General features: G+C 71.7%; 12 protein-coding genes. 4 read left to right on the top strand and 8 right to left on the bottom strand.

Annotated features, from left to right (window positions below):
• Positions 1 to 2: 2 nt before the first annotated feature.
• Positions 3 to 1,052, bottom strand: a complete 1,050-nt coding sequence (locus OO68_RS26710; RefSeq protein WP_033311695.1) for a hypothetical protein — start codon at positions 1,050 to 1,052, stop codon at positions 3 to 5.
• A 243-nt stretch (positions 1,053 to 1,295) separates the two neighbouring features.
• On the opposite strand from OO68_RS26710, the gene OO68_RS26705 reads away from it, so the two are divergent.
• Positions 1,296 to 1,814 (top strand): hypothetical protein, encoded by a 519-nt coding sequence (locus OO68_RS26705; protein WP_051814819.1) that lies wholly within the window; start codon positions 1,296 to 1,298, stop codon positions 1,812 to 1,814.
• 143 nt (positions 1,815 to 1,957) lie between these two features.
• Here the strand turns inward: OO68_RS26705 and OO68_RS26700 are convergent, their stop codons facing one another.
• Together OO68_RS26700 and OO68_RS26695 are read right to left on the bottom strand one after the other, a co-directional pair.
• On the bottom strand, positions 1,958 to 3,880 hold the full coding sequence (locus tag OO68_RS26700) for a protein-arginine deiminase domain-containing protein (protein WP_051814818.1): 1,923 nt from the start codon (positions 3,878 to 3,880) through the stop codon (positions 1,958 to 1,960).
• A gap of 154 nt (positions 3,881 to 4,034) precedes the next feature.
• Positions 4,035 to 4,457 carry a DUF350 domain-containing protein gene (locus OO68_RS26695; RefSeq protein WP_033311693.1) on the bottom strand — a complete coding sequence of 141 codons (423 nt, stop codon included), beginning with the start codon at positions 4,455 to 4,457 and terminating at the stop codon, positions 4,035 to 4,037.
• A gap of 149 nt (positions 4,458 to 4,606) precedes the next feature.
• On the opposite strand from OO68_RS26695, the gene OO68_RS26690 reads away from it, so the two are divergent.
• Both OO68_RS26690 and OO68_RS26685 read left to right on the top strand, forming a co-directional pair.
• The gene (locus tag OO68_RS26690; RefSeq protein WP_033311692.1) at positions 4,607 to 5,299 is read left to right on the top strand and encodes a 2-phosphosulfolactate phosphatase; all 693 of its coding nucleotides are present in this window, start codon (positions 4,607 to 4,609) and stop codon (positions 5,297 to 5,299) included.
• 182 nt (positions 5,300 to 5,481) lie between these two features.
• Positions 5,482 to 6,531: an enoyl-CoA hydratase/isomerase family protein gene (locus OO68_RS26685; protein ID WP_033311691.1), complete on the top strand. Its 1,050-nt coding sequence runs from the start codon at positions 5,482 to 5,484 to the stop codon at positions 6,529 to 6,531.
• Between the two features lie 53 nt (positions 6,532 to 6,584).
• On the opposite strand, the gene OO68_RS26680 is transcribed toward OO68_RS26685, so the two are convergent.
• The 5 genes from OO68_RS26680 to OO68_RS26660 form a co-directional block, all read right to left on the bottom strand.
• Positions 6,585 to 7,625: a vWA domain-containing protein gene (locus tag OO68_RS26680; RefSeq protein WP_033311690.1), complete on the bottom strand. Its 1,041-nt coding sequence runs from the start codon at positions 7,623 to 7,625 to the stop codon at positions 6,585 to 6,587.
• A gap of 236 nt (positions 7,626 to 7,861) precedes the next feature.
• A complete protein-coding gene (locus tag OO68_RS26675; protein ID WP_033311689.1) occupies positions 7,862 to 8,233 on the bottom strand; it encodes a hypothetical protein in 372 nt (123 codons plus the stop codon).
• A gap of 140 nt (positions 8,234 to 8,373) precedes the next feature.
• Positions 8,374 to 9,609, bottom strand: a complete 1,236-nt coding sequence (locus OO68_RS26670; RefSeq protein WP_033311688.1) for a SpoIIE family protein phosphatase — start codon at positions 9,607 to 9,609, stop codon at positions 8,374 to 8,376.
• A 33-nt stretch (positions 9,610 to 9,642) separates the two neighbouring features.
• Positions 9,643 to 10,563: a universal stress protein gene (locus OO68_RS26665; protein ID WP_051814817.1), complete on the bottom strand. Its 921-nt coding sequence runs from the start codon at positions 10,561 to 10,563 to the stop codon at positions 9,643 to 9,645.
• Between the two features lie 87 nt (positions 10,564 to 10,650).
• Positions 10,651 to 12,111: an aldehyde dehydrogenase family protein gene (locus OO68_RS26660; protein WP_033311687.1), complete on the bottom strand. Its 1,461-nt coding sequence runs from the start codon at positions 12,109 to 12,111 to the stop codon at positions 10,651 to 10,653.
• Positions 12,112 to 12,319: 208 nt separating this feature from the next.
• Here OO68_RS26660 and OO68_RS26655 point away from each other — a divergent pair, with 208 nt between their 5' ends.
• Positions 12,320 to 14,746 carry a SpoIIE family protein phosphatase gene (locus OO68_RS26655; RefSeq protein ID WP_033311686.1) on the top strand — a complete coding sequence of 809 codons (2,427 nt, stop codon included), beginning with the start codon at positions 12,320 to 12,322 and terminating at the stop codon, positions 14,744 to 14,746.
• Positions 14,747 to 14,820: the final 74 nt, after the last annotated feature.

The following is a 14,820-nucleotide window of genomic DNA, read 5'->3' as shown; positions in this document are numbered from 1 at the left end:
GGTCAGCCTCCCAGCCGCTCACTCATCAGGTTGGGTCTGGAGCCGTAGATCTCGACGGTCCCGAAGGACAGCAGCGAGGACCCGGCCCTCGCCAGTGCCCGAGGTCTGACGTCGATCGCGTTCGTGCGTTCGGGGCCGTAGGAGAAGGTGGTGCGGGGGCCGTCCACCCGCGCGTACTTCGACCGGAACGCGAGGTCGCTGCGCACCGGCAGCCACAGCGCGCCGTCCGGGCCGCGCACCATGGCCTCGGTGTGGGTGTCGCCCAGCGGCGGGTACGTGGTGCGCCAGGTGTGCCCGTTCCAGGTCGTCAGATAGGTGCGGGCCGCGCCGTCGGTGTACTGACTGCCGCCGACGGTGACCCGGCCGGACGGTTCGGGCAGGACCGTGTGCACGTTGCTGTCCGGCGGCAGCGGCACCTTCGCGTCCCGCCACGTCGTGCCGTTCCAGCGCAGCACGGTCGTCCCGGTGCTGGTGTCCCCCCAGGCCCATGCGTCGGCGGCGGAGCGTGCGGTGATCCCCATGACGTACCGGACATCGTCGGGCACGGACTGCGCGGTCCAGCCCGAGCGGTCGTAGTGCAGCACCTTCAGCCCGGTGTCGTCCTCTCCCACCACCCACGCGGCACCCGGCACGGCGGCGAAGTCCTGGTAGGTCCACAGGGGCTGCGGCAGCGGGACGGTGCTCCAGCCTTCCGCCGCCCGGCGCAGAATCGCGCCCGAACCCGAGCGGTTGTACAAGGTCCACATCTCGTCGCCGACGAACTGCACCTTGCCGAGCCAGCCCGCTTCGCCGGCTCCGGGGAAGCCGGTGTCCCGGCTCCACGCCGTGCCGTCCCACCGGTACACCAGGGGCCTCAGCCCGTCGGTGGCGTGCTCGTACCCGGTCGCCCACGCCTCGCCCGGCCCGCGGGCGGCGAGGTCGGACACCGTCACCGGAGGGGCCGCCGCCGGCACGGGCAGCGCCGACCAGCCCGGCGCCACGGCCGAGGCGGGCGACACCACCGCGGCACACGCGATCACGAGGCAGACGACGACCGCGCGAAGCCCGTTCACGAGACCTCCCCAGAACGCGAAGGTCGCTCACCTTAGGGCGGTTCACCTCTGCTGAACAGACGTCACACGGCCACATCACGCGGAGGATTGGCTCCACCACCCCGACGCAGCTGCGGCGTTACCGGCCGCGGGCGACGGCGGGAGGCATGCTGGGAGCCGTGACCGGCGTGGGCACAGCGCGGGTGCCGCGACGACCGAACGGGGACGAGGGACCCGCGTCCCGGGACAGGTGAGGGGCATCAGGTGGCGGACGACCGGCGAGCGGATGTGCCGCCCGGAACGGAGGCCGCCGTACTGGCGGACCGTCTCAAGGAGCGGATCTACGCGACCATCACGATGATCGCCGTCGTCGTCGGACTGTCCCTCGGCGACGTGGGTTCCCTCGGCGCCGTCGCCACGGTCCTGACGACCGCACTGGGGCTGTGGCTCGCGGCGTTCGTCGCCGACCAGCAGGCCCACCGCACGGTCCACCGCCGGCTGGCCACCGGCCCCGAGCTGCGCCGCATGCTGTACGTCAGCAGTCCCCTGCTGTCCTGCGCCGTGGGCCCGGCCGTACTGATCGCCCTGGCCGCGCTGGACGCCCTGTCCTTGCACGCCGCGCTGCTGACGGCTGCGGGGGTGGGCGTCCTCTCCCTTTTCCTGTGGGGCTGTCTGGGCGGCCTGCGCATGGGAGGCGGCGCCCTGGCGGCGACGGTGGCGGGCCTGGCGGACGCGGCGATCGGTGTGGCGGTCGCCCTGGTGAAGGCGGCGGCCGGGCACTGATCCGGCGCGGCCCGGCGGTGGAATCCGCAAGGCCGAGCCGCTGCTTTTCCTCTTCGAGCGGGCGAAGGACCAGGTTCGCCGGGGGCCCGTCACGACCAGCAGTACGACGGGCCCCGCAGCCGCGGCCGGCAACCACCCGCTGCCTACGCCCCGTTGCGGTCGGCCACCGGGCGCTGCCACCACGCGGCCGTCGCGTCGCGCAGGGTGTTGGTGCCGCAGTGCACCTCACCCATACCGAGGTGGTACGTGTACCAGTCGTCGATGTACGAGACCTTCAGTCCGACCCGCTGGTAGACGGCGGTGACGGCTTCCGTGAAGATGTCCTTGCCGCCGATGACGGGTCCCCACTGGCGGGGCGCGAGGTAGCGGTCGCGCCCCAGGAGCACGCCGTTGACCGCACCGGGCACGTAGGCGCTGGTCGTCACCGTCGCCGGAGCCGCCGCACCGGGGGCGGGATTCTCCGCGAGCCACTTCTGCTGGCCCTGCTCCCGGAGGCTGTCCACGAGGTCGGAACCGGCGCCCATGCGCGTCAGACGCGGCACGGGAACCTCCTGGCCGTCGGCGGTCAGAGCCTCCGAGTCACGGGTGTACAGCGCGGGGACCCGCACGATCTCCTCGTCGGTGACCCCGGTCTCGCGCTTGAGGATCTCCAGGTTGGCCGCGATGCGCCGCGCCGCCATCTCGTTGTCGGCCACCAGGTGACGGGAGGCGAGCGCCTGGTCGATGGTCTCCTTGGGGGCCGGCGTGCCACTGCGCCCCGGCACGGAGAACATCTTCGTCCTGCCGTGGCCGTCGCGCTGGGTGTCGCGCAGCAGTTGCAGACCCGCCTTCGGGTCGGCGATGCCGATGCGCCAGCCGCGCGGGGTGTCGGCGGGCAGGAACTGCACGAACTCGTCGACGTGGCCCACGCCCAGCCAGGAGGTGTCCAGCAGCAGCGGGTCCTGCAACCCCTGCGCCCTGAGCATCGTCCGCATCACCTTCGACGGGCGCGCCCCGCTGTCCTTGCGCTCGCCCATGATGATCCGCCCGGCCGGGAAGGAACGCCCGCCGTGCGCGTAGGGCGGGATGGTCTCCAGGTTCCCCATGGAGTTCAGCGACCAGTCGTCGGGCTCCGCCCCGTCGGTCACCTGCACGACACCGATGTCCCGGCCGCGCATCCGCTCGAACAGCTCCCGGCCCGCATCCCGGTCCGGTTGCGCGGAACGCAGCATCACGCGCATCACCTGCCGCTGTCCGCCCGGCCCGGTCATGCTGACGTAGGCCGGTTCGACGAAGTCCTGGGCCCAGCGGTCGGCGTACTTCTCGAAGGTGACCAGAGGCGTCGTGACCCCGGCCTTCTTGACCTCCTTCTCGAGAGCGGCGACGAACTCCCGCTGGAGACGGCTGTCCGGGCCGTCGCCCTGGACCTTGGACACCATCACCTGCTGGGTGTCCTGAAGGTGGTGCTGAGTCAGCAGCGGCGCTACGCGCAGGGTCACGGCGTCGGAGGTGGACTTCTGACCGGACGTCACCGTCAGCCGGACCACCGCTCGGCCGTCCCACGTCGCGGTGTCGCGGACGACGTCGGTGGCCTCGACGCCGAACTCCACACCGGAGCGCAACTCGGCGGCCGTCAGCCGGGTCGCGGACGTCACCGGGACCCACCTGCCGGCGCGCTGGAGGAAAAGGTGCGCGTGCTTGCCGCCCGTGGCCAGCTTCAGACTGCCCGTGGCGTTCGCGGGGAGGCCGGGCAGGGGCACGGAACGGACCCGGGCGAGGTCGGCCGCGTCCTCGGTGCCGTTGACCTTCGTGTCGGAGCCGTCGTTGCAGGCGGCCAGCTTGGCGTCGGTCAGGGGCTCGCCGTCGGGCGCGGTCACCGGGCACCGCTTGGAGTCGTCATCGATGTTGGGCAGGACCACGGCTCCGCGGTCGACGGACCAGGCGTCCTCACCCGTCTTGTCGCTGCCACCGGTGACATCGACGCGTCCGTCGCGGTTCACGTCCGCCCGCAGATCGGCGCGTACGCCTGTGTCGGCGGCGAAGGCGGAGCCGACCGGCCCGGCCAGCACGGATCCGGCGGCAGCCATGGCCAGTACCACCGACCCGGCCGGGTACAGGCGCGAACGTACAGGTCTCGGTGAACGCACGGCACGTTCCTCTCAGTTGGGGGGCTTCCGCCCTACAAGAGGTGGAACTGTGCCTGTGCGTTCACTGTGTTGCGAGAGTTACCCCGTCAGCGCTTCAGGCGATGGACGCCGCGATGACGGCCGACACGGCGAGGTTGCACGAGGCCGTCACCCAGACCGCGGGATGAGGCTCCGTCTCGACCAGCGTCGCCCCCAGGCGGCCCGGCGTGACCAGGTCCACCAGCAGGAACGCCACCGCCATCATCACCAGTCCCAGCAGCCCGAACGCCGCGGTCGAGACCAGCCCCTTGCCGAAGTCCTCGTACGTCGTCCATATCGACGTGAACACGATGCCGCCGATGCCGAGCAGCGCGGAGCTGAGGACCGTGGCCGCGTTGCGGTTGCGCTGTTCCCAGATCTGCCGCCCGAGCTTTCCAGGCGTCAGCACGTCCACCAGGACGATGCCGAGGAGCAACAGGACCAGTCCCAGACCGCCGTACGCGGTGGCCCGCCCGAGTCCATTGACGATGTCGCTCATGGGATTGCCAACTCCGAAGCGTAGAGATCAAGGAGAGGCAAAATGTAGCGCACACGTGCAGCTCGCTGACCGCCCGCCCGGTCGTCCGTGACGCCGACCTGTTCTGCGCTTCCAAGCGCGGCGGGAAGGGCTTGAGCGATCATGGCCCGATGGAGACTCGGTTCCTTGGCATACCGGAACTTGCCGAAGCCCCGTCCGTGGCCGTCGTGGTCGACGTCATGCGTGCCTTCACGGTGGCCGCCTGGGCCTTCGCACGAGGGGCGGAGAAGATCGTTCTCGCGGAGTCGCCGGAGGACGCCCTGGCGCTCAAGGCACGTCACCCCGACTGGGTGGCGCTCAAGGACGGTCCGCCCGCGCCCGGGTTCGATGCCGTCAACTCACCGGGACTGCTGCGCTCTGCCGACCTCGCCGGGCGGACCGTCGTGCAGAAGACGACGGCGGGGACGGTCGGCGCCCTCGCGGTCAGGGAGGCGTCGCTGGTGCTGTGCGCCGGCTTCGTGGTGGCGGAGGCCACGGCCCGGGTCCTGCGGACGCGCGGGTGCGACCGCGTCACGTTCCTGGTCACCGGCGAGGGCGGGCAGGCCGAGGAAGACCTTGCGTGCGCCCAGTACATCGCCCTGAGGGCCACCGGGACAGGGACGGCGGCGACCGACTTCCTCCGGCGTGCTGCTGCGTCGCGCGCCGCCGCCGAGCTGACGGAGGGTGTACGGCAGGGCGTCCACCCCGACGACGTCTCGCTCTGCCTGGACCTCGACCGGTTCCCCTTCGCCATGGTGGCGACCCCGGAAGACTCCCTCATGATTCTCCGCCCGTCGGTGCGGAGCGCCGGACCCGACCGGTGAGGTGACGGCTCGCGGACCAGGGGCGGGACCCCCTGCCACGCCCGGTCATCAGCGCACCGTAGGGTCCGCGGTGGCAGGTGATCCGGCGACGGCAGCGAGCGACCTGATGGCCTCCACGTGATGGGAAAGGAATCGACAGTCATGCGCGTCATCGTGGCCCAGGGCCTGGGGGAGGAGTTCCGGTGAGCGGAGCCGAGGAACCCGAACCCGTCCTCTTCCACACCAGCGGGCGTGCCGCCCACATCACGCTCAACCGGCCGCGGGCCCTCAACGCCTTGACGCACACCATGGTCCGCCGCATCGACGAAGCCCTCACCGAGTGGGAGCGGAACACCGCCGTGGAGACCGTCGTCATCACCGGCGCGGGGGAGCGGGGCCTGTGCGCCGGCGGCGACATCCGTGCCATCCACGACGACGCCCGTGACGGCGACGGCACGGCTTCCGCCGCGTTCTGGCGCGACGAATACCGCCTCAACGCCCGCATCGCCCGTTACACCAAGCCCTACGTCGCCGTGATGGACGGCATCGTGATGGGCGGCGGCGTCGGTGTCTCGGCGCACGGCAGCGTCCGTGTCGTCACCGAGCGGTCCCGGGTCGCCATGCCCGAGACCGGCATCGGTTTCGTGCCGGACGTGGGCGGCACCCGTCTGCTCGCCCAGGCCCCCGGGGAGCTGGGCACGCACATCGCCCTGACGGGCGCTCAGATCGGTGCTGCTGATGCGCTGTTGTGCGGGCTCGCGGACCACTACGTGCCGGCCGCCGTGCTGCCGGAATCTCTCGGCGCCCTGGCCGTGCTGCCCGTGGAGGAGGCCCTGGACGGCCATGTGGGGACACCTCCCCAGGGCGTCCTGGCCGCCCGGCGCGACTGGATCGACGACTGCTACGCCGCCGACACCGTCGAGGAGATCGTGCGTCGGCTGCTCGCGCACGGCGACCCGGCCGCCAAGGAGGCCGCGGAGACCCTGCTGGCCAAGTCGCCGACCGCCCTCAAGGTCACCCTCGCCTCCCTGCGCCGCGCCCGGACACTCGGGTCGCTGGAGCCGGTTCTGAACCAGGAGTACCGCGTCTCCTGCGCAGCCCTCGACATGCCCGACCTGGTCGAGGGAATCCGCGCCCAGGTCGTCGACAAGGACCGCCGGCCGCGCTGGTCGCCGAAGACTCTGGACGAGGTCACCGAGTCCGATGTCGAGCGCTTCTTCACTCCTCTCGGCGAGCGTGAACTCGGGCTCTAGGCGGGGTGCCGGGGGCGGCGAGGCCTCCGGCACGCCATCGTCTTCTCGACAGGTCAGAGCATCAGCAGCAGCCGCGTGTTCGGTACGAGCTTCCGGTTGACGCTGGTGCTCTGCACGAAGATGGTGAAGTGGTCATTGTGGTCCGGCTTGACGCGGGCTTCCGCGTCGGGCAGGCCGAGCAGGCTCCGCGCCGCGGGCCCCGTGTACACGCGGTCCGTCTTCTTCTCCAGCACCGCGATCTGCTTCTGTGCCTGGATCTTCTCCGACTTGCTCAGCTGGTAGAACGCCGCACCGGTCCGGTAGGTGTGCCCGCACTCGGTGACCCACTCCCTGATGGCCGCGTCGCGGGCCACCGGTATCAGCTGGTACTTCGACGGATCGACCGGCGTGAGGCCGGCCGCCTTGATGGTGTCCTGGTTGACCGCTTCCGCACCGGTGGAGAACACCGCGCGCGACCCCCGGATACCCTGGGTGCGGCCCATCATGAAATTCTCGGTGGCCTGCCGGATGACCTGCCCGGCCTCCTCCAGGCCCTGCGTGCTCGTGGCGTCCCAGATGGCGATGTTGTCCCTGGGGAATCCGCACTGCATGGCCTCCCGCTTGCCCATCTGGTCGGGCACCAGGACGGCCAGCGTCCAGTTGTCCTGCTGGGTCTCGATCATCCGGGCCACGGCCTCGACCAGTTCCCGGGGATCCCTGGCCGGGGCATCAGGGCAGCGGTGACTGGCGTTCTCCTGCCCGTCGGTCAGCACGAACGTCAGGAAGCTGTGGTCGCCGTACAGCTGGGCCGTCTGAGCCAGCTCGTGCTGTGACTTCAGCGCGGCCGCCAGGAGGGCCGTCATGCCGCCCGTCCGGTACAGCTGCTTCAGCGACGGCATGCGCAGCACGTCCTTGTCGTAGATGACGCACTGCACCTTGTCGGCGAAGACGTACACCGTGACGCGGGTTTCCTGGTCCAGTTCCTTGGACCGGCGGGCCAGATACGCGGTCTGCTGGTCGGCGACCTCGACGACCTTGCGGCTCAGGTGCGCCATGGAAGAGCTGGCATCGAGCACTAGAGCGACGTGATTGATGTAGTTCTGGCTTCCGGACATCACAACTCCCCCTTGTTCCGGTGTCCCGGTTGGATGTTCTTACCTTCTCACCCACCACTGACAATCGATCTTGGTCCGGCGCCGGCGCCGGCGCCGGGGGCAGTGAGGCGTGGGATCCGCATTCGGGGGTATCCGCTTGCCGCTGGACGGGGAAGGGCTGCGACACCTGGGGAGGTCGAAGCGGCCCTTCCCCTGCCACGGCGCGGTGGGACCGCCGGGTGCGACCAGCGCAGGCGTCACGACAGCAGCATGCGCGTCCACGCGACGGCCAGGACGAGGCAGGCGAGGGTGAACAGGCCCTGCACTACGGCGGTGACGGACATCTTCAGACGGGCGTGCACGAAGGCGCCCGCTGCCGCCAGGACCGGAGCGCCCCAGATGATGAGCCAGGTCACAGCCGGGGTGTCCCGGGAGCGCGGGGTGGGGGAGGAGCGTGGTGACGGCGCGGTTCCCAGGCCGACCGCGAGGAGCAGCAGCCCGGCGACGACGACGATGACGGCGTCCGCGGCCAGGAGCAGCAGGGCGACGGCGATGTCGGTGAGCAGGGAGGGGCGTTCGCGCCGGGACGGCGTCGAGGATTCCTGGTCATCCGTGGACGGTGAGGCCATGTCCCGACTGCACCACGGAATGGCGTGTTCAGGACCGTCCCGGACCGTGGAGGAACCCGAATGTGACCATCGGTCACCCCGAACCGACCAGGCCCGCCCCGCACCACGAGCCGCGCAGCGGGTTAGCCCCTCGCGCCGGACTACAAGCGGATCACGATCAGGGCGATGTCGTCCGGGGCGCCTTCGGTGACGTCGAGGCGGGCCAGCAGGCCGTCGGCCAGCTGGCCGGGCCGCAGCGCGCGGTCCGCGCGCAGAGCCGCGGTCAGCCGTGCCAGACCGGCGTCGATGTCCTCGTCGCGGCGTTCGATGAGCCCGTCGGTGTAGAGCACGAGGGTGTCGCCCGGCGTGTAGGTGAGGCCGGCCTGGGGGCGGGGGACATGGTGCTCGCGTGCGCCGAGGGGCGGGTCGGTGGCTTTGTCGAGCAGCTCGCAGGTTCCGTCCCGGTGCAGCAGGACGGGCGGCGGGTGCCCGGCGTTGCTGTAGATGATCAGCCTGCTGCGGGTGTCGATGAGCACCTTGACCGCCGTCGCCGCCATCGCGCCGTCCACGGACCTGGCGTACAGGCCGAGGACCTCCAGCGCTTGCGCGGGGCTGGGAATGGCCCGGATGACGGCGCTCAGGGCGCTGCGCAGCATGCCCATGACCGCCGCTGCGTGCAGGCCGTGGCCGACGACGTCCCCGACGGCCGCGGCATAGCGGTCGGGCGGTAGGTCGACGACGTCGTACCAGTCACCGCAGACGTTCAAGGAGGTCGTCGCCGGCAGGTACCGCACGGCGATGTTGTCGTGGCGGTTCAGATCGGGTGCGGAGAGCATGGCCTCCTGCAGCGTGACCGCGACCTGCCGCTCCCGGGCGTGGGCCTGGAGCAGCTCCCGGTTCAGCCGGTGCAGTTCGTCCGTGCGCGCGTACAGCTCGGCCGCCAGGCCCTTCTCCCGCGTCGTGAAGTCCTCCCCGAGCCGGCCGGCCCGGCCCGGGTGGAAGAAGGCGGTGACGTCCTCGGCCCGCTGGACGATCCACTTCACCCTGCCGTCCGGGCCGGGAAGCGGAGTGTGGATCTTCGACCACCATCGCTCCTCGAACCCTTCCAGGCGGCCGGGGGCGGGGATGTCGTAGCGCTGGAGCACCAGGACGTCCGGCTTCCCGCTGTCCAGGGCCCGGCTCAGTGAGGCCTTCACGTTCTGCTGCGGGTCGTCGGGGGTGCCGGGGCGCGGCGGCAGGGCATCGAAGAAGTGCTTTCCGATCAGGTCACCGCTGGTCCGGCCGGTCGTGTGCAGGTATGCCGGGTTGACGTAGCGGATCACCAGGTCCGTATCCAGAACCAGATACGGGCTCGGCGTGGTGTCGAAGAAGGCCGTGAAGTCGATGTCCACCGTCATCACGCGCCCGCGGGCGCGGCTTCCTGTTGCAGTCTACGGGTGATCACCTTCACCGCCCTCCGCCGTCGCCGGGCCCTCGCCCCGGTGACGGACCACAGCGACCGGGCACCGCGCATGGTGCAGAACGGCCTGGCTGACTGAGCCCAGGAGCAGGCCCCTGAAGCCGCCCCGCCCGCGTGCTCCGACGACGAGCAGCTGCGCGTCCGCGCTTGCGTCGATGAGGCTGTGCCGCACCCGGCCGGCCACCGGCCTTCGCACCACCGGGACGTCCGGGTGCCTGCCCCGGGGACCGGCGAGCGCCGCGTCGAGGACGCGCTCGGCGTGCTCCAGCAGGTGGGTTTCGTCGTAGGTGACGAAGGGGGGATCTGCCGGGCCGTCGTAGACATCCGGACTCCCTGTCCGGCACACGTGCAGCGCCGTGAGGTCCGCGCCGCGCAGGGACGCCTCGGCGAAGGCGAAACGGATGGCTTCCTCGGAGGCGGGCGAGTCGTCGACCGCCAGCAGGACGGGGCCCGCCGGGGCGGGGCGCCCCCGCACCACCAGCACGGGGCAGCGGCCGTGCGCGGCGAGGTGCCCGGACACGGAGCCCAGCAGCAGGCTGCTGAAAGCGCCCAGGCCCCGGCTGCCGACCACCACGAGGGAGGCCGTGCGGGAGGCGATCTCCAGCACCACCAGGGGCTCGCCCACGGTGACGTCACGGGTGACGTCCACCTGCGGTGCCACGTCGTGGGCCCGCCGCTCGGCTGCCGCCAGTGTGCCGTCGAGCAGTTCCCGCACCCCTGCCCCGGCCGGATTCCACGGCGGCCCGCCGGCCGGCAGGTGCGAGGACGACCGCCCGAAGGCATGCACCAGCCGCAGCTCCGCACCACGGATCGCGGCCTCATGGCTTGCCGCCCCCACCGCGTCCAGACTCGACGGTGAACCGTCGACTCCCACCACCACCGGCTTCGTCATGGCGGCACTCCTTCCTCGTGGAGGGACCCCGGCCCGTTCCCGCGCGGGCGACCGTGGGACCTGCCGCGTGGCGGACCGCGCCCGGGGTCACGACGGTCCCGGTGCCGTCATCCAGCGCCACTGCGTGAACTGCTCCAGGCTGGCCGTGCCGCCGATGCGGGAGCCGTTGCCGGAGACGCCCATGCCCCCGAAGGGGGCGTTCGCCGCGTCCTTGGCGCAGACGTCGTTGATGTGGACCATGCCGGTGCGCAGCCGCTCGGCCACGGCGGTGGCCCGCGGCACGGAGCCGGAGTGCACGGCGGCCGCAAGACCGTACGCGGTGTCGTTGGCGATCTCGACGGCCTCCGCCTCGCTGTGGAAGGGCAGCACGGGGGCGACGGGACCGAAGATCTCCTCCGTGTACGCGGGCATGGCCCGGTCGACGCGGTCCAGGACGGTGGGCGGGTAGAACAGTCCCTCGCGTCGGCCGCCCGTGAGCACCCGCGCCCCGGCCGCCACGCTCTCGTCGACGATGCGCTCGACCCTGGTGGCCTGCCCCACGCTGATGACCGGCCCGATGCCGACACCCTCCTCGCGGGGGTCGCCGACGCGCAGGGCCAGCGCGTGCCGGACCAGCGCGTCGGTGTACGCCTCGACCACATCGGCGTGGACCAGATGGCGGCCGGCGGCTACGCACGCCTGCCCCTGATATCCGAAGGAGCTCACCGCTCCGGCGAAGGCGGCCGCCTCGACGTCCGCGTCCTCGAGCACGACGAGCGCGTTCTTGCCGCCGAGTTCGAGCAGGACCCGTTTCAGCCCCTCACCGGCCACCCGGGCCACGGCCCGCCCGGCCGCGGTGGAGCCGGTGAACGCGATCATGGCGACGTGGGGGTCCGCCGCGACCGCCTGCCCGGTCTCGGCGCCACCCGGCAGGACGTGCAGCACCCCGTCGGGCAGGCCCGCGTCCTCGAAGAGCCGGGCGACGAGGACGCCCCCGGACACCGGCGTGAGCGGGTCGGGCTTGAGCAGCACGGTGTTGCCCAGCGCCAGGGCGGGTGCCAGCGCGCGCACGGCGAACAGGAGCGGAGCGTTCCAGGGATTGATGACACCGATCACGCCGAGCGGCACCCGCCACGCCAGGCTCGTGCCGCCGGGGGCCTGCGGCTCCAGAACCTCACCCCGGGGCAGCGAGGCGAGTCCGACGGCGTGGTTCAGCTGGGCGAGGGCGGCGGCGATCTCGTAGTCGCCCTTCGCGGGGACGCCGGCCGACTCCCGGACGATCCACTCGCGGAAGGTGTCGCTGCGTTCCCGCAGGATGCCGGACGCCCTGAGCAGCACCTCGACACGGTCGGAGGGAGCAGCCGCGGCCCACTCCCCGGCGGCCGCTGCGGCCCGTGCGCCGGCCCGGGCGACGTCCGCGGGCGACGCGATGCCGACCTCGGCCAGAGTGTCCCCGGTGGCCGGTTCGATCACCTGACGGGTGCCGCCCTCGGACGCGCGCCAGCCCGAGCTGAAGATCTTCCCGGCCCACTCGGCCCGGTCCGGCCACCTCTCGCCGATGACAGCCATGGGTGCCACCCTCCGTCCGGGACCGCGCCGCCGCCCTGCCGTGCGGCGCCGGCCTGCCACGAGGCCCGCCATCCTGCCATGAGGACCTGTTCGCGCACATCTGTCACGCTTGATATCCAGTGTCGTAAAAAGTGAAGGTGCGGCGCACCTCGGGTTCAGGGCGCTCCCCGGCAGACGGCCCCAGGCGGGAGTGAGGCGGGATGGAATCATGATCGGATCCGCGTCCGCCCGGGACGGGGGCCCGTCGGGCGACGGGTCGCGGGAACGGATCGACGAGGCGGCCACGGCAAGGGCCGTCGTCGACGGTCACGGTGTCGTGACCGCGTGGAACGAAGGGGCCAGGAGGCTGCTCGGATACCGGGCCCCGGACGTGATCGGCACGAGCGGTGCCCGGCTTCTCGCCGACGGCGCTCACCCCCACGTACCGGACGCGCTGACCGGTCTGCGGAGGTGGAGCGGGACGGCCACGCTGCTGCACCGGGACGGCCACCGGCTCACGCTCGGACTGCTGGCCCACCGCCGGGAGAGCGCCGGAGGCGAGGACTGGCTCCTGGTCGCCCCGGTGACCCGGCCGGCACCCACGCCGCAGGACGACGCGTTCGTGCGGCGCAGCTTCGCGCAGGCCCCCTACACCATGGCCCTGTACGACACCGGCCTGCGGTTGCGCTGGGCGAACGGGGACATGGAACGTGTGATGGGCTTGTCCGAGGCGGAGATGCGCGGTCTCCGGGTGACGGAGATCGTCCTCGACCCGGAGAGCGAGCGGACCGAGGAGGGCATGCGCACCGCGCTGCGGACGGGTCGGCCCCAGGAGCTCGGAGCCGCGCTGCACCTCGCCGGCCATGAGCGGGAGAGCGTGTGGTCGGTCTCCCTGGTGCCCGTGCGCGACTCCGGCGGGCGGCTCGAAGGCGTCCTGCTGTCGGCGCACGACGTGACGGAGCAGTACCTCTCGCGGCAGCGGCTGGTCCTGGTCGACGACGCCAGCCTGCGGATCGGCAGCACACTGGACCTGCCCCGTACCGCCCAGGAACTCGCCGACGTGGCCGTCCCCCGGTTCGCGGACTTCGTCACGGTCGATCTCCTGCCGTCGATCGAAGGGGGCGAGGACCCACCGGAAGGCCCTCCGCATGGTCCGGTGATGATGCGCCGGGTCGCCTCCCAGTCGGTTCTGGAGGGCTGCCCCGAAGCCGTGGTGCCGTACGGGACGGTGGCGAACTACCCGGAGCGTTCCACAGCGGCCCGCTGTCTGGCGGAAGGCCGGCCGGTCATCGAGCACATCACACCCGCCGCACTGGCGGACCTCGACCGGACGGCCCCGCAACGGGCCGCACGTATGCGGCAGTTCGGATTCCACTCGGTGCTGGCGGTACCCATGCGCGCACGTGGTCTCACCCTGGGCGTGGCCACGTTCTCCCGCCATCGGCGGCCCCAGCGCTTCGAACAGGACGACCTGCTGCTGGGTCAGGAGATCACCGCCCGCGCCGCCGTCTGCATCGACAACGCCCGGCGCTACACCCGCGAGCGTGACACCTCCCTCACCTTGCAGAAGAGCCTCCTGCCGCAGCAACTGCCCGAGCAGGCAGCCCTGGACGTCGCCTCCCGCTACCTGCCCGCCAGTGCCCGCGCAGGGGTGGGCGGCGACTGGTTCGACGTCATACCGCTCTCCGGTGCCCGGGTCGCCCTGGTCGTCGGTGACGTCGTGGGCCACGGCATCCAGGCCTCGGCGACCATGGGGCGGCTGCGCACCGCCGTACGCACCCTGGCGGACGTCGACCTGCCTCCCGACGAGTTGCTGACCCACCTCGACGACCTCGTCAACCGTCTGGCAGGCGGGGCGGACACCATGGCACCGATCGACGGCGACATCGGCGCCACCTGTCTGTACGCCGTCTACGACCCGGTCTCCCGGCACTGCACCGTCGCGCGGGCCGGCCACCCTGTGCCCGCCCTCGTGAGGCCCGACGGCACCGTCGAGTTCCTCGAAGTCCCGGCGGGGCCGCCTCTCGGACTGGGCGGCCTGCCCTTCGAATCGACCGAGCTGGAGCTCGCCGAGGGCAGTCTCCTCGTCCTCTACACGGACGGGCTCGTGGAGAACCGCGGCCGGGACATCGACGAGGGGATCGCCGCCATGCGCGTGGTGCTGGGGCGGCCGGCACATGATCTGGAGGCCACCTGTGACGACCTGCTGAGCACTCTCCTCGCGGACCGTCCCTCCGACGACGTGGCGCTCCTCGTGGCGAGGACGCGGGCTCTCGACGCGTCCCATGTGGCGACCTGGCCCGTGACGCAGGACCCCGCCGCGGTCGCCGAGATGCGCAAAGCCGCCTGCCGGCAACTGTCCGGATGGGGCCTGGACGAGGCCGCGTTCGTCACCGAGCTGGTCGTCAGCGAACTGGTGACCAACGCCATCCGGTACGGCCGCCCTCCCGTCGTGCTCAGACTGATCTACGACCGCACCCTCATCTGCGAAGTCTCGGACGGCAGCACGACCGCGCCCCACCTGCGCCGGGCCCGCACCTTCGACGAAGGCGGACGCGGACTGCTGCTCGTCGCCCAGCTCACCCAGGGCTGGGGTACCCGTCAGATACCCAACGGCAAGATCATCTGGGCGGAGCAGGCACTGCCCGCCGACTGAGGCGCCGCCCATCATTTCCCAGGAGCCCATAGGACAGGATCTGACCTACAGCCCCCGTAGCTTCGGGAGGAGCA

The organism is Streptomyces iakyrus (assembly GCF_000717055.1).
In the GTDB taxonomy this organism is placed as follows: Bacteria; Actinomycetota; Actinomycetes; order Streptomycetales; family Streptomycetaceae; genus Streptomyces; species Streptomyces iakyrus.
This window is presented reverse-complemented; position numbering and strand designations above follow the sequence as displayed.